The organism is Azospirillum sp. UENF 112521, from assembly GCF_058780665.1.
In genome coordinates this window covers 235,533-261,079 of record NZ_JBSNCI010000007.1, presented here as the reverse complement: position 1 = coordinate 261,079, position 25,547 = coordinate 235,533, and the positions used below count along the sequence as shown (strand labels likewise).

Below are 25,547 nucleotides of genomic sequence, written 5' to 3'. Positions count from 1 at the left end.
AATCCGTCCCTCCTCAGTCGGCGGCGGTGTGCGGCGGGATGATCGGCGCGCCGGCACCGGACCCCGAACGGGGCCGCAGGCGGCCAAGCCTGGGGGCGATAAACTGCTGGTAGAGCCCGGCCAGCCCGTTGGGGAACACCATCACCACGCCGATGAACAGCGCGCCCATGGCGAACAGCCACAGCTCCGGAAAGCTCTCCGACAGCATCGTCTTGGCCCAGTTGACCAGCAGCGTGCCGTAGACGGCACCCAGCAGCGACAGCCGGCCGCCGACCGCGCAGTAGATGACCATCTCGATCGACGGCACGATGCCGACGAAGGACGGCGACATGAAGCCGACCTGGAGCGTGAACATGGCACCCCCCACCGCCGACAGCGCCGCCGCGAAGCAGAAGACGAAGATCTTGAAGTTGGCGACGTCGTAGCCGGAGAAGCGGACCCGGTCCTCCTTGTCGCGCAGCGCCACCAGGATGCGGCCCAGCTTGGAGCGGCGGACATAGAGGCACAGCAGGATGCAGCCGATCAGCAAGGCGGCGTTGACGAAATACAGCACCAGCTTCGCCTCGTCGGTGCGGATGTCCCAGCCCTTCAGCGTGCGCAGGTCGGTGATGCCGTTGATGCCACCGGTGTAGCCCTGCTGGCCGACGATCAGGATGGTCAGGATGGCGGCGAAGGCCTGGGTGATGATGGCGAAATAGACGCCGCCGACCCGCCGCTTGAACATCGCCAGCCCGACGATGAAGGCCAGCAGCGCCGGGACCGCCACCACCGCGACGGTGGCAAAGGTCAGGCTGTGGAACGGCTCCCAGAACCAGGGCAGTTCCTTCAGCTGGTTCCAGTCCATGAAGTCGGGGATGCCGGGGGTGGACTGGATCTTGGTCGCCTCCGGGCTGGAGGCCTCCAGCTTCAGGAACATCGCCATGCAATAGCCGCCGATGCCGAAGAAGATGCCCTGCCCCAGCGAAAGGATGCCGGCGCTGCCCCAGCACAGCACGAGGCCGAGCGCCACGAAGGCGTAGGTCAGGTATTTGCCGACCATGTTCAGCCGGAAGATGTCGAGCCCCAGCGGCAGGACGACGATCAGCAGGGCGGCCAGCAGCAGGATGCCCGCGATGTCGCCGTCCAGGCGGCCGAAGAAGCGACTGTTTGGGGTGCGCGTCATGGGATTGGCTCCTCAGCGGCGGACTTTGAGGACGAACAGGCCCTGCGGGCGCAGCATCAGGATCACGACGACGGTCAGCAGCGTCAGCACCTTGGCGGTCGAGCCGCTGAGGAAGAACTCCATCGTCGACTGCGCCTGGCTGATGGTGAAGGCCGACGCGATGGTGCCGATCAGGCTCTGGGCGCCGCCGAACACCACCACCAGGAAGGTGTCGACGATGTAGAGCTGGCCCGAGGTCGGCCCGGTGGAACCCACCATGGTGAAGGCGCTGCCCGCCACCCCGGCGATGCCGCAGCCGAGACCGAAGGTGTAGCGGTCGACCTTCTCGGTGTTGATGCCGACGGCGCCGGCCATCACCCGGTTCTGCATCACCGCCCGCACGCCCTGGCCCCAGCGCGAGCGGAACATCACGGCGTAGATCACGACGGTGATGGTCATGGTCAAACCCATGACGAACAGGCCGTTGATCGGCACCTCGATGGTGTCGGTGACGGCGACCGATCCCATCAGCCAGTCGGGCAGCACCACGCCGACCTCGCGCGCGCCGAAGACGGAGCGGAAGATCTGCTGGAGGATCAGGCTCAATCCCCAGGTCGCCAGCAGCGTGTCGAGCGGCCGGCGGTAGAGGAAACGGATCATCGCCCACTCCACCAGCATCCCCAGCGCCCCGCTGGCGAGGAAGGCCAGCGCCATGGCGATGAAGAAATAGGCCGGGAACAGTGCCGGCGCGGTGCTGGAGATGAAGTTGGAGCAGAGATAGGTCACATAGGCGCCGAGGATCATGAACTCCCCGTGCGCCATGTTGATGACGCCCATCTGCCCGAAGATGATGGCGAGGCCCAGCGCCATCAGCACGAAAACGGAAAACAGGATGAGCCCCGCGAATCCCTGCATGGCAAAGATCGACCCGAGCTCGGCCAGGCTGTAGCCCTCGAACATGATGGGAACTCCCGTCAGAGAGGCCCCCGCTCCGGCCCGCCGCCGTTGGACGGGGAAAGGCCGGAGAGGGGGCAGGACCAGCCCCGCCGCCGCTTACTGGTAGCCCTTGGGGAAGGGGTTCGGCTCGATCAGGTCAGCGGTCTCGAAGACGACGTCGAACTGGCCGTCGGTGCGGGCGCGGCCGACGCGCGTCTTGCTCCACAAATGATGGTTCTCGTGGACGCGGACATAGCCTTCCGGCGCGCCGGTGAACTCGATGCCGGCCGACGCGGCGGCGATCTTGTCGATGTCGAAGCTCTTGGCCTTCTCCGCCGTCAGCTTCCACAGCCAGGGGCCGAGATAGCCCGCCTGGGTGACGTCGCCGATCACGCTCTCCCCGCCCCACATCTTCTTGAAGGCGGCGACGAACTTCTCGTTGTTGGGGTTCTTCAGCGACTGGAAATACTTCATGCAGGCATAGGCGCCGGCGATGTTCTCGCCGCCGATGCCCAGCATCTCGTCCTCGGTGACGGAGATGGTCATCAGCGTCTGCTTGTTCAGGTCGATGCCGGCCGCCTTCAGCTGCTTGTAGAAGGCGACGTTCGACCCGCCGACGACCGAAGCGTAGATCACGTCCGGCTTGGTCAGCTTGATCTTGTTGATGACCGAGTTGAACTGGGTGTGGCCGAGCGGGAAATACTCCTCGCCGACCACCTTCTGCCCATGCATCTCGATGTGCTTGCGGGCGATCTTGTTGGAGGTGCGCGGCCAGATATAGTCGGAGCCGATCAGGAAGAAGGTCTTCGCCCCCTTCTCCTTCGTCACCCAGTCGAGCCCGGCCAGGATCTGCTGGGTGGCTTCCTGCCCGGTGTAGATGACGTTCTTCGACTGCTCCAGCCCTTCGTAGAAGGTCGGGTAATAGAGCATGCCGTTGTACTGCTCGAACACCGGCAGCACCGCCTTGCGCGAGGCGGACGTCCAGCAGCCGAACACCGCCGCCACCTTGTCCTCGACCAGCAGCTTGCGCGCCTTTTCGGCGAAGGTCGGCCAGTCGCTGGCGCCGTCCTCCTGGATCACCTCGATCTTGCGGCCCAGCACGCCGCCCATCTCGTTGATCTGGGCGATGGCCAGCTTCTCGGCCTGCACCGAACCGGTCTCGGAGATCGCCATGGTGCCGGTCGTGGAATGCAGGATGCCGACCTTCACCGTGCTGTCGGTGACGGCCAGCTTGGTGGTGTTGACGGCGTCGGTCGGCAGCGCCTGGGCCAGCGCACCGCGCGGCAGCAGGCCGATGGCCGGCAGCGCCGCCATGCCGAGGAGGAGCTTGCGGCGGAGCGGCGAGTGAGCGCCGCCGGTGAGCTTGTCCGCATTGATCTTGTCCGAGGACATGAAGCCTCCTGATGTTGGCCGTTGTCGCCCTGCAAAGACCGCCCGCAACCGGGGGGCGGCTGTTTTGAAAGGCGCTTTTTTTCGGGGGGAGTTGGCGGAACCATCCGCGACAGGACGCCCCGATGGTTGGCCGAACGGTGCGGTGCAGCAATACGTGGATTTGCGTATAGGGGTGGCGGGCGGCAAATCGTTATAAAATCGCGGCAGTCCGAATTCGATCCGGCGCTCGCAACCACCCAAAAGCGAGTGACGGCTCCGTGTCCTCTCGCAGACTATAGCGGTCCTCAGGCCTTGTTGTTCGGTGCCTTTATTTCTGACAGACTGGCGGAAGAGCCGACTTTACTATGAGACCGGCGAATAAGGGAAAATCTTAAACAATCTGTATCGCGAACTGATTTCAGGGAGGGCGAATGGGGCCGACGGCGGGGCGCCAGAGGGTGATCGCGGTCCGGCGGACCTACAACAGGTGGGTCGCCAACCAGACGCTGGAGGATTACGCGCTGCGCTTCACCGCGCGGAAGGCGCGGCGCTGGTCTCCGCTGCGCGTCGCCAACACGGCACTCGGCTCGATCTCCTTCCTGGCGCTGGAGGCCATCGGCGGGGCGGTCACGCTGAATTACGGCTTCACCAACGCGCTGCTCGCCATCCTGACCGCCGCCGCCCTGATCTTCGCCAGCGCGCTGCCCATCAGCTATTACGCCAGCCGTTATGGCGTGGATATGGATCTGCTGACGCGCGGCGCCGGCTTCGGCTATATCGGCTCCACCATCACCTCGCTGATCTACGCGTCCTTCACCTTCATCTTCTTCGCCATCGAGGCGGCGATCATGGCGACGGCGCTGGAGATGGTCTTCGGCCTGCCGCTGGCCGCCGGTTACGTCGTCAGCTCGCTGCTGGTGATCCCGCTGGTCGCCTACGGCTTCACCGTCATCAGCCGCCTCCAGCTGTGGACCCAGCCGCTGTGGCTGGCGCTGCACGCCCTCCCCTTCCTGTTCATCGCCGTCCAGGACGGTGAGGCCTTCGCCGCCTGGACCCGCTTCCCCGGCCGGGCGCCGGATGCGGCTGGCGGCTTCGACCCGATGCTGTTCGGCGCCGCGGCGTCGGTGGTGTTCTCGCTGCTGGCGCAGATCGGCGAGCAGGTCGATTTCATCCGCTTCCTGCCCTACGACCCCGACGCGAAAGGCCGCAAGAGGCTCGGCTGGTGGGCGGCGCTGGTGGCGGCCGGGCCGGGCTGGATCGTCATCGGCACGATCAAGCTTCTGCTCGGATCCTTCCTGGTGGTGCTGGCGTTGCAGAACGCCGTGCCGGTGGAGCTGGCGGCGGAGCCGACGCGGATGTATCTCGTCGCCTTCCAGTATGTGACGCCGTCGCCGCAGCTGGCGCTGGGCCTCACCGGCCTGTTCGTCGTGCTGTCGCAGCTGAAGATCAACGTCACCAACACCTATGCCGGCTCCATCGCCTGGTCGAACTTCTTCTCGCGCCTGACCCACAGCCATCCCGGCCGGGTGGTGTGGGTGGTGTTCAACGTCGTCATCGGCCTGATGCTGATGGAGCTGGGGATCTACAAGACGCTGGAACCGGTGCTCGGGCTCTATTCCAGCGTCGCCGCCTCCTGGATCGGCGCGCTGGTCGCCGATCTGGTGGTGAACAAGCCGCTCGGCCTCAGCCCGCGCCATGTCGAGTTCAAGCGCGCCCATCTCTACGACATCAACCCGGTCGGCGTCGGCGCCATGCTGCTGGCGACGGTGCTGTCGATGCTGGCCTTCCTGGGCGGGCTGGGGACGACCCTGAAGGTCTGCGCCCCCTTCCTCGCTTTCGCCGCCGCCTTCCTCGCCGCCCCCGTCATCGCCTGGGCGACCCGCGGCCGCTACTACATCGCCCGCCGCCCCTTCGAGGACTGGAACGGCGAGGAGGCGATCCGTTGCCGCATCTGCCAGCATGCCTTCGAGCCCGACGACATGGCCTTCTGCCCGGTCTATGCCGGGGCGATCTGCTCGCTCTGCTGCTCGCTGGACGCCCGCTGCGGCGACGGCTGCAAGAAGGACGCACGGCTGGGGGTGCAACTGCGCCACGCGCTCGACGCCATCCTGCCGCCGCGGGCGGCGACAGCGCTGAAGGCCCGGCTCGGCCATTATCTCGGCGTCCTGCTGATGCTGGCGCTCGCCATCGGCGCCGTGCTGTCGCTGGTCTATGTCGAGGTCGCGTCGGTCAATGCCGAGGCGCAGGCGCTGATCCGCAGCACGCTGTGGAAGGTCTTCTTCATCCTGATGATCGTCGCCGGCGTCGCCACCTGGCTGTTCGTGCTGGCGCGGGAAAGCCGCAAGGTGGCGCAGGAGGAGACGCACCGGCAGACCGACCTGCTGATGCGGGAGATCGAGGCGCACGAGCGCACCGACGCCCAGCTTCAGAAGGCGAAGGAGGCGGCGGAGGCGGCGAACCTCGCCAAAAGCCGCTATCTGGTCGGCATTGGCCACGAGTTCCGCACGCCCTTGAGCGCCATCTTCGGCTATTCGCAGATGCTGGAGCGCGATCCGGCCATGCCGCCGCACCGGGTGGATGCGGTGCGCGTCATCCGCCGCAGCGCCGAGCATCTGTCAGGATTGCTCGACGGGCTGCTCGACGTGTCGAAGATCGAGAGCGGCCGGTTGCAGCTGAACCGGGCGGAGGTGCGCTTCGGCGACCTGCTCGACCAGCTCGTCGGCATGTTCCACCTCCAGGCGGAAGCCAAGGGCATCGCCTTCCGTTTCGAGGCGCCGGAGGATCTGCCGCCGGTGGTCTTCACCGACGAGGGGCGCATCCGCCAGATCCTGATCAACCTGCTGTCCAACGCCATCAAGTTCACCGACAGCGGTGCCGTCTGCCTGCGGGTGCGCCACCGCAGCCAGATCGCCGAGTTCGAGGTCGAGGACACCGGCCCCGGCATCGCCGCGGCCGATCTGGAGCGCATCTTCCAGCCTTTCGAGCGCGGCTCTGCCGCCAACCCGATGGTGCCCGGCATGGGGCTCGGCCTGACCATCACCAAGCTTCTGACCCAGGTGATGGGCGGCGAGATCACCGTGACCAGCACGCCCGGCGCCGGCAGCCTGTTCCGGGTGCGGCTGATGATGTCGGCGGCGATGCTGTCGACCGCCTCGTCCCAGCCCGATCTTCCGATCCGCGGCTATCGCGGGCCGCGCCTGACCGTGCTGGTCACCGACGACGACCTCGCCCACCGCAACCTGCTGGCCGACCTGCTGGCCGAGCTTGGCTTCACCGTCTTCAAGGCGACCGACGGCCCGACCTGCCTCGCCCTGGCGGAGCTGCACCGGCCGGACATCCTGCTGCTCGACATCTCGATGCCCGGCATGAACGGTCTGGAGGTGGCGAGGCGCCTGCGCGCCTCCGGCCATGACGACACCACCATCGTCCTGGTGTCGGCCGACACGCGGGAGGACCGGCCCGCCGCCGGGCTGGGAGCCGGGACCGGTGCCGACGCCCGCGCCGATGGGGGCCAGCCGCATGACGGCTTTGTCGCCAAGCCGGTCTCCATCCCGAAGCTGCTCGCCTGCATCGGCCGGCTGCGCGGCATCGACTGGGAATACGAGACGCCGGCCGGCGCGGACGACGGCCCGGCGGATTTCGCCGCGTCCGAACTGCCGCCGCAGCACCACATCGCCGAGCTGATCCATCTGGGCCGCATCGGCTATGTCCGCGGCATGCAGGCCAAGCTGGCCGAGATCGCCGCCGCCCATCCGGAGCTGGAGCGCTTCGTCGGCCGCATGCGGACTCTCGTCAGCAACTACGACCTGAACCAGTATATGGCCGCGCTGGAGGCGGTGTACCGCGATGACAGCCATGACGATGCCAGCCATGACGATGAAATCCGTAACCAGACCGCGTGACGTCGTCCTCGTCGTCGACGATTCGCCCGAAGCCCTCAGCTTCCTGACCGACGCGCTGGAGGAGGCCGGGGTGACCGTGCTGGTGGCGCTGGACGGCCGCAAGGCGCTGGCCCTGCTGGAGCAGGTAACCCCCGACGTCATCCTGATGGACGCCATCATGCCGGGGCTGGACGGCTTCGAGACCTGCCGCCAGCTGAAGCGCAGCAGCCAGGTCGCCCATGTCCCCGTCATCTTCATGACCGGCCTGACCGAGACGGAGCACATCCTGAAGGGCTTCGCCGCCGGCGGGGTCGATTACGTCACCAAGCCGATCGTCGCCGAAACGCTGATCGCCCGCATGTACGCCCACCTCGCCAACGCCCGTGTCGCCCAGAGCACGCGGGCGGCGCTGGACGTCACCGGCCGCACCCTGCTCGCCGCCAACCACCGGGGCGAGGTGTTGTGGTGCACGCCGCAGACCACCCGCATGCTGGAGGCCGCCTTCGGCCCCGCCGCCGCCGACGGCCACGCCACCGGCGTCTCGCTGCCGGAGGAGGCGCGCCGCTGGCTGGCCGACCGTCAGGCCGGCGGCGCCGGGCGCAAGCCGGACAGCGTGGTGATCGCCACCCTTGCCGACGGCCGCCGCCTGCGCCTCAGCCCGGTCGGCCAGACCGGCCCCGACGAGATCCTGCTGCAACTGGCCGAGGAAAGCGGCGCCGGCGAGGGCGGGCTGCTGAAGGACAAGCTGTCGCTGACCCCGCGCGAGGCGGAGGTGCTGATGTGGGTCGCCAACGGCAAGCCGAACCGCGACATCGCCGAAATCCTCGGTCTCAGCCCGCGCACGGTCGACAAGCATCTGGAGCAGATCTATGCGAAGCTCGGCGTCGAGAACCGGGCCGCCGCCGCCGCCATGGCGGTGCGGGCGCTGAACGGGCGGTAGATGGACGGTTTGCGAATACGGGTCCAGATCCCAAGTGGAAGCCGGCGCCCGGGCCGGCTTCTCAGGCAAGCCCCAGCAGGCGGCGGGCGTTGCCGCCGAGGATCTCCGCGCAGTCCGTGTCGGTCAGGTCGGAGGCCAGGATCTCCAGCAGGGGGAAAGGAACGCTGAACAGCTTGGGCGAGGAGTAGAAATCCGTGCCCAGCAGCAGCCGGTGCGCTCCGGCCTCGCGCACGAAACGCTCGATCATGTGGGAAACCGGAACCATCACCCCGGTGTCGAACAGGATGTTCGGATGACGCCGCGCGATGTGCGGCATCCAGTGCGCGAAATCGGGTGAGGAGAAGGCGTCCAGTGCGACGAACTGAACGTCGCGGAAGCGTTCGGCCAGCACCTCCAGCTTCCACGGCGATTCCAGCTTGGAATCGCCGATGATGTGGATGAAGGCCGGCACACCGTGATGGCGCACGCGCTCCAGCAGCGTATCCATGCGCGGATGGTCGATGGCGCAGCCCTGGAACCGGTGGTGCCAGACGATGCCCTTCATCCCGAGCACCTCGATGCAGCGGTCGATCTCGTCCAGCGCCGCATCCCCTTCCAGCGGCGACACGGTGGCGAGCGCCGCCGGGAAACGGTCGATCCAGCGGTCGCGATACTCGGCGACGGCATCGTTGACGCGGCGGGTGTCGGCGATGCCGTTCGGCGCCTGATATCCGTTCGACGGCATCAGCAGGGCCTGGGCGATGCCATGGCGGTCCATGAAGGCGATCCGCTGTTCGGCATCGGCCGTCATGCCGCCCAAGGCGCCGCTGCCTTTTGGGCCGCCGACAATGTCGAGCGAGCCGACATGGTGATGCAGGTCGAAGACCTGGAAGGATTTGGCGTCACGCATCCGATGTCCTCCAGAATTCGCTGTAGTCGGGCCGCCGCCGGTCGCGGAAGGCGCCCAGCCCCTCCGCCCATTCGCCGGCGGGCAGCTCGGCCAGCATCGTGCGCACCGCCATCCAGTCGAGGGGGGCCGCGCGGCGCACCGCGCGCTTGACCGTGGCGATGGCCCCCGGCGGCGCCCCGTCGGTGATGGCGCGCGCCAGCTCCACCGCGGCGTCCACCGCACTTCCGGGCGGAACGACGCGGGAGACCAGCCCCAGCGCCGCCGCCTCCTCCGCCCCGATGCGGCGGCGGGTCAGGATCAGGTCCAGGGCGTGGCGCGGGCCGGCGATCTGCGCCAGCCGCGCCAGCCCGGTGTTGGGCACCACACCCAGCCCCAGTTCGGGCAGCGCAAAGACGGCATCCGCCGCCGCGACCACCAGATCGCAGCACAGGGTCATCTCGAACCCGCCGCCGAGCGCCCGGCCATGGACGGCGGCGACGGTCGGGCGGGGATGGCCGTCAAGCCGCTCGAACAGGTCCATCGGCGTCGGCCCGCCGGGTGTCGGCGTCATCCAGCCGGCGTCGAGCAGGTCGCCGATGTCGGCCCCGGCGCAGAAGGACGGGCCGTCGCCGGCGATGACCAGCGCGGCGGCCTGACGCGCCTCGGGCCGGTCGAGCGTGGCGAGCAGGTCGGCCACCAGATCGGCGGCCAGCGCGTTGTGGCGGTCGGGCTTCGCCAGGGTGATCAGCCCGACCGTTCCGCGCCGTTCAAAGCGGACCGTCATCTCACGGTGCCGGATAGACGAGCTTGCCGCTCGCCTTGGCCGCCGGATAGACGATCTCCTCGCCCTCCTTGCGGTGCTGGACGATGACCATCGTCTCGTCGGACAGAAGCTGGTGCAGGCCGCCGCCTTCCGACGGCCGGTAGCCGATCTTGCCGTAGGGGGTGTCGAAGGTGGCGGTGGAGAGTGCTTGGCGCACCTTGTCCTGGTCCAGCGTGCCGGCGCTTTCGATGGACTTGGCCAAGGTCATCATGCCGACATAGCCCTGGGGGAAGACGGGGGCGATGGTCTGGCCCTTGGCCTCCACCTTGCGGATCAGCTCGGCGGCGGCCGGGGTGCGGTCGGCGGTGGACCATTCGGTGATCATGGTCAGCCCCTCGCTCATGTCGCCATAGTCGGCTCGACGGTCGCCGGCCGACACCACCATGGTCAGCTTCGGCTTGATCCCCAGGCTCTTCATCTGGCGGACGAGCTGGAGGTTGTCGCCCGAATAGCCGACGGAGAAGAAGGCGTCAGGGTTCAGCGACTTGACGCGGGTCAGAACCGGCGAGAAGTCGGGCGAGCCGGATTTGAACGGCTCCTTCATCACCAGCTTGATCCCGGCCTTGGTCAGATATTCCTCGGCATATTTGGCGGCGTCGGCGCCGTAGAGCCCGTCCTCATAGGCCAGAGCCACCGTCTTGACCTTGGGATCGATGGAGGCGAGGAAGCTCGAAGCCGCCTTCTGGCGGTGATAATCCCAGATGTAGACGTGATGGTACCAGTCCTCGGTACCGAAGGTCTTTTCCAGCCGGACGGACGAGGAACCGGTGTGGATGAACAGCGGCTTGTAGCGCTTGACGCTGGAGAGCAGCGCGAAGTCCGCCGTGCTGCCGTAACCGCCGACGAAGGCGTAGACCTTGTCCTCGGTCACCATCTTGGAGGCGATGGTGGCGGCGGTGTTGGGCTCGCTCTTGGTGTCCTCGATCAGCAGGGAGACCGGACGGCCCAGCAGGCCGCCGGCGGCGTTGATCTCGTCCGCCGCGAACTGCACGCCGGCCAGGATGGTCTGGCCGCCCACCGCCAGCACGCCGGTCAGCGGCAGCGGCACGCCGATCCGGATCGGCTCCGCCGTCTGGGCTGCGGCCGGGGTCGGGCCGGTCATCGCCAGTGCTGCGATGCCCAATGCTGCGGCGCCGGCCGCCAGCCGTTTCACGAAGCGCATGGTTTCCTCCTGTTTTTTATGGTCGTTGTCCGCGGGTGGGTTCCACCGCCGGTTCAGCCGGCGGCGGCGCGTTCAAAGAAGGGGTATCGGCGCTCGCCGATCCGGGGAAGACGACGGACACGGCATCGCCGCTCCGCACCGCCGCGGCATCGCCGCCGATCAGCCGGCTGACCATCCGCGGGCCTTCGGCCAGATCGACCAGCACCACCGTGTAGGGAAGCTGGCTGTCCCACGCCCCGCCCTGGAAGGCGACATGGACATGGCTGTGCGAGAAGACGGTGCCCCGGCCCGACATCCGCTGCCAGCCGAGCGCGGTGTCGCCGCAGAGCGGGCAATGCCGGCGCGGGTAGTAGAAGAGATGGCCGCAGCGTCCGCATTTGGGGAAAAGCAGCTCTCCCCGGTCGCAGGCATCCCAGAAGGGGGCGCTGGCCCCCGTCGGGTTCGGCGGGGTGGCGAGCAGATCCAGCATCAGGGTTTCTCCAGAATCATGGCGCCGCAGACCGAGAAGATGCCGCCGTTGCCGCTGACCAGCGCCCGGCGCGCGCCCTCCGCCTGCCGCCGCCCGGCCTCGCCGCGCAGCTGGCGCACCGCCTCGGTGATGTGGAGCATCCCGCCGATGTGGGCCTGGGACAGCAGGCCGCCATGCGGGTTCAGCGGCCAGCGGCCGCCGAGATCCATGGCGCCCGAGCGCACCAGCGCCCCGCCCTCCCCCGGCCGGGCGAATCCCAGCGCCTCAAGCGTCACCAGGACCGAGATGGTGAAGGCGTCGTGCAGGTTGGCGATCTGGATGTCCTCCGGCCCCATCCCGGCAGCCTCGAAGGCGTCGGCACCGGCGGCCGCCATCCCCAGTCCGGGAATGTCCGGCATCAGGGCCACCGAGTTGTGGGTGGTCTTCATGCCGATGGCGCGGATGGCGACGCCGCGGCCGCGGCCCTGCGGCGCCCGTCCCGCCCGCGTCAGGACCAGCGCACCGCCGCCGTCCGACACCAGCGAACAGTCGAGCAGGCGCAGCGGGCTGCTGATGAGGCGGCTGGCCCGGTAATCCTCCAACGTCATCGGCTTGCGCATCTGCGCGTTGTCGTTCAGCAGGGCGTGGCGGCGCGTGACCAGGGCGACCGCCGCCAGATCCGCGTCGGTGGCGCCGTAGAGGTCGAGATAGCGCTGGGCGAGCAGGGCGTAGGGGATGACCATGCCGTGCAGGCCGAACGGCTCCTCCCACTCCTCCCCGCCCAGCAGATTGTGCATGTGCAGGCCCTGGGCGCCGACGGGGCGGCCGGTCAGGGCGTTCTCGCCATAGACGCAGGCGGCCACCTCGCAATAGCCGCTCTTGATGGCCCAGACCGCCTGCTGCAGCATGGTCATGCCGGTGACGGTGCCGCCGACATCGACCGTGCAGGCGAAGCGGGGCGCCACGCCCAGATGCTCGGCCAGCGTGGACGAGAACATGCTGTTGGGGGTGGCGTAGGGATCGAGGTTGATCAGCCCGTCGAGATCGGACAGGGCGAAGCCCGCGTCGCGCAGCGCCGCGAGAACCGCCGCCGCCTGGATTTCGACCGGCGACCAACCGGGCAGGCGACCGACGGGGGTTTCGCCGATGCCCGCGATGACGACGTCGGAACCGACTGCCGGCATGGGGTGTGCTCCGTTTCCGCTGCGTCAGACGCCCAGATAGGCGCTGCGCAGCTTTTCGTGGGTGACGACCTCGGCCATCGGTCCGGAGAGGGCGGTCCGCCCCTCCTCCAGCACGACGCAATGGTCGGCGATGTGGGTGGCGTAGCCGACATTCTGTTCGGCCATGACGATGGCGCAGCCGGTCTCGCGCTTGATCTTGGCAAGCGTCACGAACAGCTCCTCGACGATGATCGGGGCCAGCCCGGCCGAGGGCTCGTCCAGGATCAGGGCCGACGGCTCGGCCATCAGGGCGCGGCCGATCGCCAGCATCTGGCGCTGGCCGCCGCTCATGGTGCCGGCGATCTGGCGGCTGCGGTCGCGCAGGATCGGGAAATAGCCGCACACCATGTCGCGCAGCTGCCCGTAGGGCGCCTGCCGCCGCCGTCCCGCCGCGGCGCCATGGGCGCCCAGCAGATTGTCCTCGACGCTCAGGTTCGGGAAGCAGCGCGCCCCGTCCGGGACCAGCACCACGCCATGGGCCGGAAGCTGCCAGGGCGCGCAGCCGCTGAGATCCTGCCCGTCGAGCGCCAGATGGCGGCCGCTGGTGGCGACGGTGCCGGCGAGCGCCCGCAGCGCCGTGGTCTTGCCGGCGCCGTTGGAGCCGAGGATGACGAGCATGTGCCCGCTCTCCACCGCGATGTCGAGCTGGTGGAGGACGCGCAGGCGGTCGTAGGAGGCGCCGCCGATCCGTCCGACGAAGCGGCTCATGCGGCGAACCCCTTGCCCAGATAGGCCTCCCGCACCGCTTGGTCGGCCAGCACCGTGGCCGGCGCCCCTTCGGCCAGCAGGCGGCCGTTGTTCAGCACCACGACGCGGTGGCACAGGCTGGTGATGACGCGCATCAGATGCTCGATGATCACGATGCTGATCCCCTGTTCGTGGACGTTGCGGATCAGGCCCATCACCTCCACCGAATCCTCGTGCGACAGGCCGGCCATCGCCTCGTCCAGCAGCAGCAGGTCCGGCGCGCAGGCGAGCGCGCGGGCGATCTCCAGCCGCCGGAGGTCGGTCACCGACAGGTCGCCGCAGTAACGGCGGAACAGCGGCCCCAGCCCGCAGAAGGCGGCGATGGCGGCGGCGTCGCCCAGCCCCGGCAGCCGGTGGCGGTCGCGTCCGGCATAGAGCAGCGGAACCGACAGCACCTCCTCGACGGTCAGGGTCGGGGGAACGCGCGGGATCTGGTAGGTGCGGGCCATCCCGGCGCGGACGATCCGGTCGGGACGCCGCCCGGTCACGTCGCCGCCATGCAGGCGGATGCGTCCGCCGCGCACGGGAAGCTGGCCCGACACGGTGTTGACCAGCGTGCTCTTGCCCGAGCCGTTGGGGCCGATCAGGCCGGTGATCTCGCCCGCCGCGATGGACAGCGACACCCCGTCGAGCGCCTTCAGGCCGCCGAAGGCCACGGTCAGATCCTCGACCGCCAGGATCGCGCCGCCGGATGGCTGTGCAGACCGCCGGTCGGGATCGGGCCGGGCGGTGTGGGGAGAGGCTGTGTCAGGCATGGCGTTCCCGCTCCTTCTTCTTCTCGCCGGCCGCGGTGCGGCGCCCGGCCAGCGTTCCGGCCTTGCGCAGCAGGCCGACGATCCCCTGCGGCATGCCGATGACGAACAGGATGATCACCGCGCCGTAGACCACCTGATAGCCGGTGCCGCCGATGACGGAGCGGGCCACCTCCTCCAGCGCCTTCAATGCGATGGCGCCCAGCAGCGGGCCGATGGTGGTGTCCATGCCGCCCAGCGTGGCGATGGCCAGCGGCAGCACGCTCCAGTTGGTGGTGAAGACATCAGTCGGCACGACATAGCCGTAGAGCCCGCCGTAGCAGGCGCCGGCCAGACCGATCAGCACGCCCGAGACGATGAAGGCGAAGATCTTCATGCGCACCACCGGCACGCCGCTGGCCGCGGCCAGTTCCGGCTTGGTGCGGATCATGAAGAAGGCCGGGCGGAAGCGCAGGCCGAGCAGCGCGTCCGACAGCGCCACCGCCGCCAGCAGCAGCAATCCGATCAGCGCGAGCTGCCAGCGCGGGTCGCCGTCCGCCAGCACCGGCGGGGCGATGCCGCCCGAGCCGCCGGTCCAGTCGGGGAAGACCACGACCAGCACCTGCATCGACAGGGCGAAGCCCAGTGTGGCGATGGCGAAATACATCCGGCGCAGCCGCAGGGTCAGCAGGCCGAGCAGCGTCGCCGCCAGCGCGCAGACCACCACGACCGCGATCCAGGCCAGCGTCAGCCCGATCAGCGGCTCGAAGATCGCCAGCGTGTAGGACCCGACGCCGAAGAAGGCCGCCGATCCCAGCGACACCTGGCCGGTGCGCGACAGGATGTCCCAGGCAAGCGCGGTGATCGCGGTGATGGCGACGCCGATGGCGAGCTGGATCCAGAAGGGCTTGTCGATCCAGACCAGCGCCAGCGTGACCAGCAGGATGAGGGCGTAGGGGAGGAGCCGCGTCAGTCCGGTCTTCATGCGCGCCGCTCCGATCCGAACAGGCCGGTGGGCCGCACGACCAGCACCAGGACGATGATGACGAAGGCGACGCCGTAGCCCCAGCTTCCCCCGCCCGGCACGAAAGTGGCGGTCAGGTTTTCCGCCGCCGACAGCAGCACGGCGCCGATCAGCGCGCCGCCGATGCTGCCGAGCCCGCCCAGCGCCACGATGGCGAAGGCGCGCATCACCAGATCGACGCCGACCAGCGGCTGGACATAGAGGATCAGCGCCACCAGCCCGCCGCTGGCGCCGGCCGTCAGACCGCCGATCAGGAAGGACAGGCGGAACATCCGCGTCACGTCCACCCCGGCCAGGACCGCCAGCTGCGGGTCGTCGGCGGCCAGACGCAGCAGCAGCCCCTGGCGGGTGTGCCGCATGAACCAGATCATCCCGGCATAGAGCGCGATGCCGACCAGCAGCACGACCAGATTGTTGCCGGGAACGATGACGTCGCCGAGATGCAACGCCGGCAGCAGCGGCGGGGCGTGCATCACGCGGGCGTCCGGCGTCCAGGCGATCATCGCCAGATTGATCAGCAGGATCGACAGCCCGATGGTGGCGAGGATCTGGTTGTGCTCGTCCTGTTTCAGCACCCTCGACAGGAACCCGTCGAAGACCAGCCAGGACAGCGCCGTCATCGCCAGACCGGCGAGCAGCATGCCGGCCAGCGGCGGCACGCCCGCCGTCTCGTACAGGAAATAGGTCAGGAAGGCGCCCAGCATGACGAACTCGCCATGGGCGAAGTTGATGATGCCGGTGACGCCGAATTCCAGGGTGAGGCCTGAGGCGATGGCGGCGTAGAGCCCGGCGGTGGTCAGGGCCAGCAGCAGGGATTGGGCCAGAAGCGTAGTTTCCATCCGCGATTGTCCTCACATCCGGTCGATCAGGCTGCGCGCGATCTGGAGCCGCTGCATCTCCGAGGTGCCCTCGCCGATGCGGAAGCCGCGCGCGTCGCGATAGATTCGCTCCACCGGCAGGTCGGCCATGAAGCCGGCCCCGCCGAAGATCTGGAGGACCCGGTCGGCCACCCGCCCGACCATCTCGGTGCAGTAGAGCTTGGCGCGCGAGGCGGCGATGCGGGCGTCGGGGTGCCCTTGGTCCGACAGGCGCGCCGCCTTGGCGCAGAGCAGCCGGCCGGCGTCGATCTCCACGTCGCAGTCCGCCAGCATGAAGGCGATGGCCTGATGGTCGGCCAGCCTCTTGCCGAAGGTGGTGCGGTCGCGGGCGTACGGCACTGCCAGATCGATCAGCCGCTGGGCCATGCCGACGCAGCGGCAGGACACGAACAGCCGGTCGTTGTTGATGGTCGCCATCATCACGCCGAAGCCGGCGCCGGGCGCGCCCAGCACATGGTCGTCCGGCACGAAGCAGTCGTCGAAGGCGAGCGCCGACAGGTGGTAGCCGTGCCAGCCCAGCTTGCGGAACCGGCGCTCGACGATGAAGCCCTGCGCCCCGCGCGGCACGATGAAAGTGGTCAGCCGCCCCTTCAGCGGCGCGTCGCGGTCGGTCACCGCCAGCACGATGGTGTGGTCGGCGGTCTCCGCATGCGAGATGAAGGTCTTGGCGCCCGACAGCAGCCAGCCGCCGTCGGTCCGCCGCGCCCGTGTCCTGAGCGCGTTCAGGTCGGACCCGGCGTCCGGCTCGGTCAGGGCGTAGGCGACGGTGCGCTCGCCGCGCATCAGCGGCCCGACGAACCAGTCGCGCTGGGCGGCGTCGGCGAACAGCAGCGACCCCGGCAGATGGCCGCAGGCCTCGGCCAGCGGCATGCTGGTGTGGCCGGTCGCCTCGTCGATGGCCGAGATGGCGACCCGGCTCAACCCCGGCCCGCCGATCTCCTCCGGCATGTTGTAGCCGTAGATGCCGAGGTCGGCGGCCGACCGGCGCAGGTCGCGCATCAGGCCGGGATCGACGTCGTCGGCGCGGTCCACCGCTTCCTCATGCGGCCGCAGGGCGGTCTGGACGAAGCCGCTCACGGTGCGGACCAGCGCGTCGAGTTCGGCGGCATCGTCGCCGGTGGCGGCGGCGGCATAGGTGGACAGGCTGTCGCTCATGATGGCTCCACCGTCTGGCTATCGGCCCAACTCTCGACCCAGCTTTCGATGGCGCCGCGCTGCACCTTGCCGGTGGTGGAGCGGACGATGCGCTCGGGCGGCACGAAGTGGATGGCCTTGGGTTGCTTGAATCCGGCCAGCTCCCGCCGGCACAGGGCGGACAGCTCGGCGGCCTCCAGGCGGGGGTTGGCGGACACCACCACCGCCACCGGGATTTCGCCCCAGCGGTCGTCCTTCCGGCGCACGACCACGGCGTCGCGCACGTCGGGATGGCCGACCAGCACGCGCTCGATCTCCGCCGGGTAGATGTTCTCGCCGCCCGACTTGATCAGGTACTTGGCACGGTCGACGAAATCATAGAGCCCGTCCGGCCGGCGGCGGAGCAGGTCGCCCATGTGGAACCAGCCGTTGCGGAAGTCCTGCCGGGTCGCCGCCTCGTTGTTCCAATAGCCGCTGAACAGCGTCGGGCCGCGCATGGCGAGTTCGCCGATGCCGCCGTCGGGAACGTCGGTGTCGTCCGGGTCGACCAGCCGGATTTCCGCCCCGACGCTCGGCGCCTTGCCGAGATCGCCGGTGGCGCCGCGGGGAAGCTGGCGGCCGGACAGCGGCGGGGTGCCGGTCTCGGTCGATCCGAAACAGTTGAGGAAATCCGCACCCAGCAGCTCGCTCAGCCGCGCCACCTCGGCGGGCGGCGACAGGTCGGCCATCACGCCGCAGGTGCGCAGGCCGAGCGGCCTGACGTCGCGCCGTTCCAGCACCTCGATCATCCGGCCCAGCGTGCCCGGCATGATCGACACCCATTCGAACCGCTCGGTCTCGATCTTGTCGGCGATCCGGTCGGGATCGAAGGCATCGAGCACGATCACCCGCCCGCCGGTCAGCAGGGCATAGTGCGCCGGCTCGGTGCCGCCCATGTGGTAGAGCGGCGGCCAGCACAGGTTGGTGTTGCCCGGCCGCACCCCCAGGTCGAACGGCGCCGCCGTCATGCGGGCCAGCTGGCTGCGATGGGTCAGCACCGCCCCCTTGGGCAGGCCGGTGGTGCCGCTGGTGTAGAGGATCAGCAGGGGATCCTCCGGCTCGGCGACGTCCGGCGGCGTGTCGGCGGAGGCGGCGGCAAGGCGGCGCTCCCACTCCGCGCCGAACCGGATCACCGGGATCCCGGAGGTGGCGGTGTCCGACAGGATGCCCGCATGCCGGGGCGAGACCAGGATCGCCGTCGGCGCGACGAGGCCAATGCAGTGCTCCAGCTCGCGCGGGCTGAGGCGCCAGTTCTGGCAGGCGGTGATCGCTCCCAGCAGGGCGCAGGCGAGCTGCGTCTCGATGTATTCGAGCCGGTTCTCGGACAGCACGGCGACACGGGCGCCGCGCGTCACCCCCAGCGCCGCCAGCGCCGAGGCGCTGCGGTTCACCCGTTCGGCCAGCTGGGCGAAGGTCAGGATGCGGACCTCGTCCTGGCCGTCATCCTCGATGGCGATGCGCTGCGGATAAAGCCGCGCGGTGGAAAGGAACAGGCTTCCCACGGTGGAGGCGGCGGCCCGTGCCACCAGTGCGGCGGCCGGTCGGTCCATGCCGGTTGTCAAACTCATGACCAAGCTCCTCCCTGTATTTCATCGGACTGTTGAGGACTTTATTCCCTTTTATGTCTTAATTATCGGCAGTCCGAATGATGTCGAATATTCCGGTATGCACTCAACGGGGAACTCCGGGAGCCTGCGCGTGGCTGCGTCTCAGCCAGGGCATGGCCCGCCCGCCGAGCGGCCGGCCCAGCAGGCGTCCGGCGACATCGACCGCGTCGATCAGGGCGGGCAGATCGACGCCGGTGGCGAGGCCGGATTTCTCGGCCAGCAGCACGACATCCTCGGTGGCGAGGTTGCCGGCGGCGCCGGGGGCGAAGGGGCAGCCGCCGATCCCGCCGGCACTGGCGTCGAGCCGGCGGATGCCCGCCTCGATGGCGGCATGGGCGTTGGCAATGCCAAAGCCGCGCGTGTCGTGGAAATGCATGCCGATCCGATCCGCCGGCAGGCTGGGAAGCAGCGCCCGCAGCAGGGCGGACACTTGGCCGGGAGCGGCGGCACCGATGGTGTCGGCGATCACCACCTCGCCGGCGCCGATGGCGGCGAAGCGCTCCGCCAGCCGGACGACGGCGGCCGGATCGACCGGCCCTTCGAACGGGCACTCGAAGGCGACGGCGACATAGGCCCGCACCCCGATACCCGCCTCCAGGGCGCGGCCGATCACCTCCTCGGCGGCGGCGGTCGCCCGGTCCAGCGTCATGTTGATGTTGCGCCGGTTCATCTCCTCCGTCGCCGCCACCACCGTGGCGATCTGCGGCGTTCCGCAGGCCAGCGCCCGGTCCAGTCCGCGGCCGTTCATGGCAAGGGCGGAGACCTCGACGCCCGGCAGGGAGCGGGTTCCGGCGACGATCTCCTCGGCATCGGCCATCTGCGGCACCGCCTTGGGCGAGGCGAAGCTGGCGGCTTCGATCCGCGTCAGCCCGGCCTCGGCCAGCCGCCGGATCAGCTCAAGCTTGCCGGCGGTGGGAACGAAGGTCGGCTGGTTCTGCAATCCGTCGCGCGGGGCGACCTCGGTCAACAGCAGGCGGTCCATGGCTCACCCCACCCGTCCGGCACGGCGCAGCTCGCCGATGCGCTCGGGCCCGTAGCCCAGCAGCGTTTCAAGAACGGCGTCGGTGTCGTGGCCCAGCTCCGGCGGGGCGGTGAAGCGGTCGGGCTTGTTTCCTGACAGCTTGCCCCCGGACAGCTTGATCGGGTTGCCCGGCATCCGCACCGTGCCGCCCTGCGACAGCGGCACCTCGACAACCATGTCGCGGGCGACCACCTGGGGATCGGACATCGCCTGGGCGAAATCGTTGACCGGGCCACAGGGCACCCGCGCCTCGCGCAGCCGGGCGAGCCAATTGGCGGAGCTGTCCTTGACCAGTTCCTCCCCGACGATCCGCTCGATCCGTTCCTTGTCGGCGTAGCGGCCGGGTTGCAGGCGGTAGTCCGGCGCCTCCAGTTCCGGCCGCCCGATGACCGGCAGCAGCCGCTCGAAGAAGGCGTCGCCGATGCAGGCGATGATGATGTGGCCGTCGGCCGTCCTGAAGGTGTTGTAGGGGACATGGACGAAATGGCCGTTGCCCAGCCGTTCCGGGACATGCCCGGACATCAGGTGCATCGTGCCCATGTAGTTGAGCAGCGAGATCTGCACGTCCAGCATCGACACGTCGACATGGCGGCCGACGCCGGTCCGCTCCCGCTCCTGCAACGCGGCGAGCACGCCCAGCGCGCCGAACAGCCCGCCGCCCAAGTCGCCGATGGGGATGCCGGAGCGCAACGGCGGCCCGTCGGGCAGGCCGGTGATGCTCATGCCGCCGCCCATCGCCTGCACCACCTGATCGAAGGCCGGCCGGTTCGGATCGGGACCGTCGCCGCCGAAGCCGGTGACCGAACAGGTGACGATGCGCGGATTGACCGCCGACAGCGACGCGAAGTCGATGCCCAGCCGTTCCGTCACCCCGGCGCTGAAATTGTCGAAGACCACGTCGCTCTTGCGGACCAGATCGAGGAAGACCGCGCGCCCCTCCTCGCTTTTCAGGTCGATGCAGACGCTGCGCTTGCCCCGGTTGAGCGTGAGGAAATAGGCCCCCATGCCGTGGCGGGAATAATCGGGATCGCCGGCCAGCAGCTGCCGCGTTCCTTCGCCCCGGCCCGGCGGTTCGACCTTGATCGTCTCGGCCCCCAGATCGGTCAGCAGCATGGTGCCGTAGGGACCGGACAACATGTGCGTCAGGTCGATCAGCCGGATGCCGTTCAGTGGTGCCATGCCCGTCGCCCCAGATGCTTCGTTTGCGGAATGTTTGTTCGCTTATCAAACAGCAAACGCTGTGCCAGTCCGGGGTCCAATGCCGTTATTGTTGAATATCAAGATGTTGATGATTTTCGAGGTCGGGCCGGACGTTTCATGAAACGGATGGACCGTTGCAATGAAACGTGTCATGAAACGTTTGTTTGCAACGCGGATGAAACGCGGCGGCCCCGGCGCTATGCCGCCGGCCCCCTTGAGGGGCGATGGCCGGGAGGAAGGAACCATGCCGATGGCGCTGGGCTATCCGAACACCGGGCGGTTGCGGCTGTGCTTCCTCAGCTACCGCCACCTCACCCGGCTGGCGCGTGCGGTGCTGGACGAATACGCCCAGCGTGCCGAGATCGAGGTGATCGACCAGGCCTATGAGGCGGCGTTGGCGGTGGCGCGGGAGCGCGAGGCGTCGGGCGCGGTGGATGCCTTCGTCAGCGCCGGCGCCAATGCCAGCTACCTGCGCAGCACCGTGAAATCGCCGGTCGCCACCATCAAGGTCGGCGGCTACGACATCCTGCTGGCGCTGCTGAAGGCGCGGGAGCGGTCGAACCGGGTCGGCATCGTCATGCACCGCCGCATCATCCCGGAACTGGACGCCATCAAGGGGCTGCTGCGGACCGAGGTGGAGCAGGGCTGCTACGAGACCCCGGACGAGGCCGTCGCCTGCGTCAAGGGCATGGCGGAGCGCGGCTTTCCCGTCATCATCGGGTCGAGCGTGGTGGTCGAGGCGACCGAACGGCTGGGGATGGAGGGCATCCTGGCCTATTCGGTGGCGGGCGTGCGCCAGGGGCTGGACGACGCGCTGGAAATGGCCCGCATCGCCCGGCTGGAAAACGCCCGCTACAGCCAGCTGAACGGCGTCCTCCGGAATGTCCAGGAGGCGGTGCTGGCCGTCGATCCGGCCGACCGGGTGACGGCGGTCAATCCGGCGATGGAGGCCCTGCTGGGCTTTCCCCCGAACGCCATCCTGGGCCGGGTCGCGGCGGAGGTGGCGCCGGAGCTGTCCCTGCGCGGGGTGCTGGGCAGCGGCGAGGCGGAAAAGGGCAGCGTCCTGACCTTCCGCCGCCGCGACTGGATCGCCAACCGCATCCCGATCCGCGAGCATGGGCAGGTCACCGGCGCCATGATCACCGTCTACGACGCCCGGGCGATCAGCGAGGCGGATGTCAGCCTGCGGTCCCAGACCCGGCGCCGCTCCAACCGGACGACCCGCTACACGCTCGACGACATCCGCGGCGACAGCCCGTCCATCGAGCAGGCGCGCGCCACCGCGCGGCGCTTCGCGGCGAGCGACCTGACGGTGCTGATTTCCGGCGACAGCGGGACGGGGAAGGAGCTGTTCGCCCAGGCCATCCACAATCTCGGCCCGCGTGCCGGACGCCCCTTCGTGGCGATCAACTGCTCGGCCTTCCCCGAATCCCTGCTGGAATCGGAGCTGTTCGGCCACGAGGAAGGCGCCTTCACCGGGGCGCGCAAGGGCGGCAAGGTCGGCTTGTTCGAGGCGGCGCACACCGGCACGCTGTTCCTCGACGAGATCGGCGACATGCCGCTGGCCCTGCAGACCCGGCTGCTGCGCGTGCTCCAGGAGCGCGAGATCGTGCGTCTGGGCAGCGTCGTGCCGGTGCCGGTCGACCTCAGGGTGATCGCGGCCACCCATCAGCCGCTGGAGGAGCTGGTGCCGCAGCGCGCGTTCCGGGCCGACCTGCTGTACCGGCTGAACACGCTGCGCCTGCGCCTGCCTCCGCTGTGCGACCGGGTGGAGGATGTGCCGGTGCTGGCCGAGGGCTTCGTCGCCGCCTGCCTGGAGCGCACCGGGCTCCGGCTGGCGCCTTCGGTCGTCGTCGAGCCTTTGAAATTCCGGCTCGCCACCTACCGGTGGCCGGGCAACGTGCGCGAGTTGGAGAACATCTGCGAGCGCCTGACCATGCTCGTGCTGCAATTCGGCACCGTCGAGGACATTCCCGCCGGGATCCTGCGCCATGACTGCCCGGAGCTGTTTCTCGAACCGCTTGCACAGGACAGGCCGACCGGTCGGGACAGGCACGGGTCAGCCGGCGGGGACGGGAACGACGCACGGGATGTCATCGAAAGCGCCCTGTCCCGCACCCACGGCAATCGGGCGGACGCGGCGCGCCAACTGGGCATCAGCCGCGCGACACTGTGGCGACGCATGCGCCAGCTCGGGCTCGGTGCCTCCACCGACGGCGATGACGCCGCGCGGGACTAGCCGGCACGGATGACGGGACACAGTCGGAAAATCGAAAAGCCCTGGAGTCCGTCGGGCGCTTCGGCAAAGCATCGAACGGACTCCATGGCCGGCCACGCTTGCGGGCCGCCCGCCTTAAGCGCCGGTGAAGTTCGGCGGACGCTTGCCCAGCAGCGCGGCGATGGCTTCCTTGTGGTCGGCGGTCGCATGCGCCAGCGCCTGCATGGCGGCGGACATCTCCAGCAGCGTGTCGAGCTTGACCGTCCAGCCTTCGCGCAGCAGGCGCCTGGTCATGCGCACCACATGGGGCGGATTGACGGCGATCCGCGCGGCCATCGCTCGCGCCTGGGGCAGCAGATCCGCATCGGGAACGACGCGCGACACCAGACCGCAGGCGAGCGCCTCCGCCGCATCGATGACGTCGCCGGTCAGCGCCATCTCGCAGGCCTTGGAAAAGCCGACGACCCGCGGCAGCAGCCAGGCGCCGCCGTCGCCGGGGACGATCCCGACCTTGACGAAGCTCTCGGCGAAGCGTGCGCTCTCGCCGGCGATGCGGATGTCGCACATGCAGGCGAGGTCGCAGCCGGCACCGATGGCCGGACCGTTCACCGCCGCGATCACCGGAACCTCCATCGCCTCCAACAGCAGCGGGATGCGCTGGATGCCCAGCTTGTAGTTCCGGCGCGTCTGGGCGGCGACCTTGTCGTTGAGGCCGCCGCTTTCCCCCATCTTCTTCACGTTCCCGCCGGACGAAAAAGCGCCGCCGGCCCCCGTTACGATGATCACCCGGGTTCCCATGTCCGCGTCGAGACCGCTCAGCGTCTCCACCAGCGCCTCGATCATCTCCGGATCGGAGATCGGGTTGCGCTGCTCCGGCAGGTTCAGGGTGAGCGTGACGATGCCGTCGTCGTTGTCCACCAGCACGAGATTGGTCATCGCGCCTTCCTTTCGTTTTCTCGATGTCGATGAGCGGGGTCCGGCCGCCGGTCAGCGGAGGCCGAGGCCGCGGGCGATGATGCCCCGCAGGATCTCGCGGGTTCCCCCGCGCAGGGAGAAGGACGGCACGTTGAGGATCGTGTGGGCCAGCACCGCGGAGAAATCCCGCGTGGATTGCTGCGACGGCTCCGCATCGACCAGCTGGCGGGCGATGTCCGGGATCTCCTGTTCGAAGATCGCGCCCAGATCCTTGACCAGGGACGCCTGCAATGCCGGATTCTCCCCCATCTGCAACATGCCGGCGACCGAGCGCGACAGGCGCCGCAGCACCAGGAGATGGGCGGTCAGGCGGCCGACCGCCGCCGCCGCATGGTCCGACGGGCTGGGGCCGAGCGCGCGCACCAGTTCGACCAGCAGCGTGAAGGAGGACAGGAAGCGCTCCGGCCCGCTACGCTCGAACGCCAGTTCCCCGACCACCTGGTTCCAGCCGTCTCCGAGCTGGCCGAGAAGGGATGTCGCCGGCAGGAAGACGTCCTCGAACACCACCTCGTTGAAATGATGCTCGCCGGCCAGGTCGGCGATGGGGCGGATGGTGATGCCCGGCGTCTTCAGATCGACCAGGAACTGGCTGGTGCCGCCATGCCGCTCGTCGGAACTGCCGGTCCGGCAGAACAGGATCATGTAGTCGGCATGGTGGGCGTAGGTCGTCCACAGCTTGGTGCCGTTGACGACGAAGCCTCCGTCCACCGGCACGGCGCGCGTCCGCACCGCGGCGAGGTCGGAGCCGGAATCCGGCTCGCTCATGCCGATGCAGAAGAAGCACTCGCCGGCGGTGATGCGCGGCAGGATCGACCGGCGCTGCTCCTCGGTGCCGACCTTCAGAAGCAGCGGTCCGCTCTGGCGGTCGGCGAACCAGTGGGCCGCCACCGGCGCCCCGGCGGCCAGCATCTCCTCCAACACGACATAGCGTTCCAGCGCGCTGCGCTCATGCCCGCCATAGCGCTTCGGCCATGTCATGCCGATCCAGCCGCGCTGCCCGACCTTGCGGCTGAATTCGGCGTCGAAACCGCTCCAGGAGCGCGAGCGGTCCTGTGGGCGGCGGGTGGCCAGCTCCTCCGCCAGGAAGGCGCGGACCTCGGCGCGCAGCTCCTCGACATCCGTGTCGGGAGGGGGCGGAAAGGCGATCAGATCCATGGTCAATTCCTCGATGGCACCGGTG

Annotated in this window: 21 protein-coding genes; 3 read left to right on the top strand and 18 right to left on the bottom strand. The window is 68.9% G+C overall.

What is annotated here, in order from left to right; translation table 11 throughout:
* Positions 1-13: 13 nt before the first annotated feature.
* The 3 genes from urtC to urtA all read right to left on the bottom strand — a co-directional run bounded on the left by urtC (position 14) and on the right by urtA (position 3,469).
* The gene (gene urtC / locus ACWPN8_RS29940) at positions 14-1,162 is read right to left on the bottom strand and encodes an urea ABC transporter permease subunit UrtC (protein ID WP_109095586.1); all 1,149 of its coding nucleotides are present in this window, start codon (positions 1,160-1,162) and stop codon (positions 14-16) included.
* A 12-nt stretch (positions 1,163-1,174) separates the two neighbouring features.
* Positions 1,175-2,101, bottom strand: a complete 927-nt coding sequence (gene urtB / locus ACWPN8_RS29935; protein ID WP_109050810.1) for an urea ABC transporter permease subunit UrtB — start codon at positions 2,099-2,101, stop codon at positions 1,175-1,177.
* Positions 2,102-2,194: 93 nt separating this feature from the next.
* A complete protein-coding gene (gene urtA / locus ACWPN8_RS29930) occupies positions 2,195-3,469 on the bottom strand; it encodes an urea ABC transporter substrate-binding protein (RefSeq protein WP_109095585.1) in 1,275 nt (424 codons plus the stop codon).
* Positions 3,470-3,879: 410 nt separating this feature from the next.
* On the opposite strand from urtA, the gene ACWPN8_RS29925 reads away from it, so the two are divergent.
* Together ACWPN8_RS29925 and ACWPN8_RS29920 are read left to right on the top strand one after the other, a co-directional pair.
* Complete coding sequence (locus tag ACWPN8_RS29925; protein ID WP_492243409.1) at positions 3,880-7,350, top strand: hybrid sensor histidine kinase/response regulator; 3,471 nt, start codon at positions 3,880-3,882, stop codon at positions 7,348-7,350.
* Positions 7,319-8,269, top strand: a complete 951-nt coding sequence (locus ACWPN8_RS29920; RefSeq protein WP_109095583.1) for a response regulator transcription factor — start codon at positions 7,319-7,321, stop codon at positions 8,267-8,269. Before ACWPN8_RS29925 ends, ACWPN8_RS29920 begins: the two co-directional genes overlap by 32 nt.
* A gap of 61 nt (positions 8,270-8,330) precedes the next feature.
* On the opposite strand, the gene ACWPN8_RS29915 is transcribed toward ACWPN8_RS29920, so the two are convergent.
* The 13 genes from ACWPN8_RS29915 to ACWPN8_RS29855 form a co-directional block, all read right to left on the bottom strand.
* Complete coding sequence (locus tag ACWPN8_RS29915) at positions 8,331-9,158, bottom strand: amidohydrolase family protein (protein ID WP_492243408.1); 828 nt, start codon at positions 9,156-9,158, stop codon at positions 8,331-8,333.
* A complete protein-coding gene (locus tag ACWPN8_RS29910; RefSeq protein WP_492243407.1) occupies positions 9,151-9,921 on the bottom strand; it encodes an enoyl-CoA hydratase/isomerase family protein in 771 nt (256 codons plus the stop codon). Before ACWPN8_RS29910 ends, ACWPN8_RS29915 begins: the two co-directional genes overlap by 8 nt.
* 1 nt (position 9,922) lies before the next feature.
* A complete protein-coding gene (locus ACWPN8_RS29905; protein ID WP_158285336.1) occupies positions 9,923-11,122 on the bottom strand; it encodes an amino acid ABC transporter substrate-binding protein in 1,200 nt (399 codons plus the stop codon).
* A gap of 16 nt (positions 11,123-11,138) precedes the next feature.
* A complete protein-coding gene (locus ACWPN8_RS29900; RefSeq protein WP_492243406.1) occupies positions 11,139-11,591 on the bottom strand; it encodes a Zn-ribbon domain-containing OB-fold protein in 453 nt (150 codons plus the stop codon).
* A complete protein-coding gene (locus tag ACWPN8_RS29895) occupies positions 11,591-12,754 on the bottom strand; it encodes a thiolase family protein (protein ID WP_492243405.1) in 1,164 nt (387 codons plus the stop codon). Before ACWPN8_RS29895 ends, ACWPN8_RS29900 begins: the two co-directional genes overlap by 1 nt.
* Positions 12,755-12,778: 24 nt before the next feature.
* Positions 12,779-13,501 carry an ABC transporter ATP-binding protein gene (locus ACWPN8_RS29890; protein ID WP_492243404.1) on the bottom strand — a complete coding sequence of 241 codons (723 nt, stop codon included), beginning with the start codon at positions 13,499-13,501 and terminating at the stop codon, positions 12,779-12,781.
* A complete protein-coding gene (locus ACWPN8_RS29885; RefSeq protein WP_492243403.1) occupies positions 13,498-14,295 on the bottom strand; it encodes an ABC transporter ATP-binding protein in 798 nt (265 codons plus the stop codon). Before ACWPN8_RS29885 ends, ACWPN8_RS29890 begins: the two co-directional genes overlap by 4 nt.
* A complete protein-coding gene (locus tag ACWPN8_RS29880) occupies positions 14,288-15,256 on the bottom strand; it encodes a branched-chain amino acid ABC transporter permease (RefSeq protein WP_492243402.1) in 969 nt (322 codons plus the stop codon). Before ACWPN8_RS29880 ends, ACWPN8_RS29885 begins: the two co-directional genes overlap by 8 nt.
* Positions 15,253-16,134 carry a branched-chain amino acid ABC transporter permease gene (locus ACWPN8_RS29875; RefSeq protein ID WP_492243401.1) on the bottom strand — a complete coding sequence of 294 codons (882 nt, stop codon included), beginning with the start codon at positions 16,132-16,134 and terminating at the stop codon, positions 15,253-15,255. Before ACWPN8_RS29875 ends, ACWPN8_RS29880 begins: the two co-directional genes overlap by 4 nt.
* Positions 16,135-16,146: 12 nt before the next feature.
* Positions 16,147-17,328: an acyl-CoA dehydrogenase family protein gene (locus ACWPN8_RS29870; RefSeq protein WP_492243400.1), complete on the bottom strand. Its 1,182-nt coding sequence runs from the start codon at positions 17,326-17,328 to the stop codon at positions 16,147-16,149.
* Positions 17,325-18,914: a class I adenylate-forming enzyme family protein gene (locus ACWPN8_RS29865; protein WP_492243399.1), complete on the bottom strand. Its 1,590-nt coding sequence runs from the start codon at positions 18,912-18,914 to the stop codon at positions 17,325-17,327. Before ACWPN8_RS29865 ends, ACWPN8_RS29870 begins: the two co-directional genes overlap by 4 nt.
* 103 nt (positions 18,915-19,017) lie before the next feature.
* A complete protein-coding gene (locus ACWPN8_RS29860) occupies positions 19,018-19,935 on the bottom strand; it encodes a hydroxymethylglutaryl-CoA lyase (protein WP_492243398.1) in 918 nt (305 codons plus the stop codon).
* A gap of 3 nt (positions 19,936-19,938) precedes the next feature.
* A complete protein-coding gene (locus tag ACWPN8_RS29855; protein WP_492243397.1) occupies positions 19,939-21,153 on the bottom strand; it encodes a CaiB/BaiF CoA transferase family protein in 1,215 nt (404 codons plus the stop codon).
* 265 nt (positions 21,154-21,418) lie between these two features.
* Between ACWPN8_RS29855 and prpR the strand changes: the two genes are divergently transcribed.
* Positions 21,419-23,413 carry a propionate catabolism operon regulatory protein PrpR gene (prpR, locus tag ACWPN8_RS29850; RefSeq protein ID WP_492243396.1) on the top strand — a complete coding sequence of 665 codons (1,995 nt, stop codon included), beginning with the start codon at positions 21,419-21,421 and terminating at the stop codon, positions 23,411-23,413.
* A gap of 114 nt (positions 23,414-23,527) precedes the next feature.
* Here prpR and ACWPN8_RS29845 read toward each other — a convergent pair whose 3' ends face one another.
* Positions 23,528-24,328 carry a crotonase/enoyl-CoA hydratase family protein gene (locus tag ACWPN8_RS29845; RefSeq protein ID WP_492243395.1) on the bottom strand — a complete coding sequence of 267 codons (801 nt, stop codon included), beginning with the start codon at positions 24,326-24,328 and terminating at the stop codon, positions 23,528-23,530.
* Positions 24,329-24,379: 51 nt separating this feature from the next.
* On the bottom strand, positions 24,380-25,522 hold the full coding sequence (locus tag ACWPN8_RS29840; protein ID WP_492243394.1) for an acyl-CoA dehydrogenase family protein: 1,143 nt from the start codon (positions 25,520-25,522) through the stop codon (positions 24,380-24,382).
* Positions 25,523-25,547: the final 25 nt, after the last annotated feature.

What these genes read in the sequence shown, in the direction of transcription:
- urtC (WP_109095586.1), bottom strand. Translation starts at nt 1,162, where the DNA reads ATGACGCGCACCCCAAACAGTCGCTTCTTCGGCCGCCTGGACGGCGAC.
- urtB (WP_109050810.1), bottom strand. Translation starts at nt 2,101, where the DNA reads ATGTTCGAGGGCTACAGCCTGGCCGAGCTCGGGTCGATCTTTGCCATG.
- urtA (WP_109095585.1), bottom strand. Translation starts at nt 3,469, where the DNA reads ATGTCCTCGGACAAGATCAATGCGGACAAGCTCACCGGCGGCGCTCAC.
- ACWPN8_RS29925 (WP_492243409.1), top strand. Translation starts at nt 3,880, where the DNA reads ATGGGGCCGACGGCGGGGCGCCAGAGGGTGATCGCGGTCCGGCGGACC.
- ACWPN8_RS29920 (WP_109095583.1), top strand. Translation starts at nt 7,319, where the DNA reads ATGACGATGAAATCCGTAACCAGACCGCGTGACGTCGTCCTCGTCGTC.
- ACWPN8_RS29915 (WP_492243408.1), bottom strand. Translation starts at nt 9,158, where the DNA reads ATGCGTGACGCCAAATCCTTCCAGGTCTTCGACCTGCATCACCATGTC.
- ACWPN8_RS29910 (WP_492243407.1), bottom strand. Translation starts at nt 9,921, where the DNA reads ATGACGGTCCGCTTTGAACGGCGCGGAACGGTCGGGCTGATCACCCTG.
- ACWPN8_RS29905 (WP_158285336.1), bottom strand. Translation starts at nt 11,122, where the DNA reads ATGCGCTTCGTGAAACGGCTGGCGGCCGGCGCCGCAGCATTGGGCATC.
- ACWPN8_RS29900 (WP_492243406.1), bottom strand. Translation starts at nt 11,591, where the DNA reads ATGCTGGATCTGCTCGCCACCCCGCCGAACCCGACGGGGGCCAGCGCC.
- ACWPN8_RS29895 (WP_492243405.1), bottom strand. Translation starts at nt 12,754, where the DNA reads ATGCCGGCAGTCGGTTCCGACGTCGTCATCGCGGGCATCGGCGAAACC.
- ACWPN8_RS29890 (WP_492243404.1), bottom strand. Translation starts at nt 13,501, where the DNA reads ATGAGCCGCTTCGTCGGACGGATCGGCGGCGCCTCCTACGACCGCCTG.
- ACWPN8_RS29885 (WP_492243403.1), bottom strand. Translation starts at nt 14,295, where the DNA reads ATGCCTGACACAGCCTCTCCCCACACCGCCCGGCCCGATCCCGACCGG.
- ACWPN8_RS29880 (WP_492243402.1), bottom strand. Translation starts at nt 15,256, where the DNA reads ATGAAGACCGGACTGACGCGGCTCCTCCCCTACGCCCTCATCCTGCTG.
- ACWPN8_RS29875 (WP_492243401.1), bottom strand. Translation starts at nt 16,134, where the DNA reads ATGGAAACTACGCTTCTGGCCCAATCCCTGCTGCTGGCCCTGACCACC.
- ACWPN8_RS29870 (WP_492243400.1), bottom strand. Translation starts at nt 17,328, where the DNA reads ATGAGCGACAGCCTGTCCACCTATGCCGCCGCCGCCACCGGCGACGAT.
- ACWPN8_RS29865 (WP_492243399.1), bottom strand. Translation starts at nt 18,914, where the DNA reads ATGAGTTTGACAACCGGCATGGACCGACCGGCCGCCGCACTGGTGGCA.
- ACWPN8_RS29860 (WP_492243398.1), bottom strand. Translation starts at nt 19,935, where the DNA reads ATGGACCGCCTGCTGTTGACCGAGGTCGCCCCGCGCGACGGATTGCAG.
- ACWPN8_RS29855 (WP_492243397.1), bottom strand. Translation starts at nt 21,153, where the DNA reads ATGGCACCACTGAACGGCATCCGGCTGATCGACCTGACGCACATGTTG.
- prpR (WP_492243396.1), top strand. Translation starts at nt 21,419, where the DNA reads ATGCCGATGGCGCTGGGCTATCCGAACACCGGGCGGTTGCGGCTGTGC.
- ACWPN8_RS29845 (WP_492243395.1), bottom strand. Translation starts at nt 24,328, where the DNA reads ATGACCAATCTCGTGCTGGTGGACAACGACGACGGCATCGTCACGCTC.
- ACWPN8_RS29840 (WP_492243394.1), bottom strand. Translation starts at nt 25,522, where the DNA reads ATGGATCTGATCGCCTTTCCGCCCCCTCCCGACACGGATGTCGAGGAG.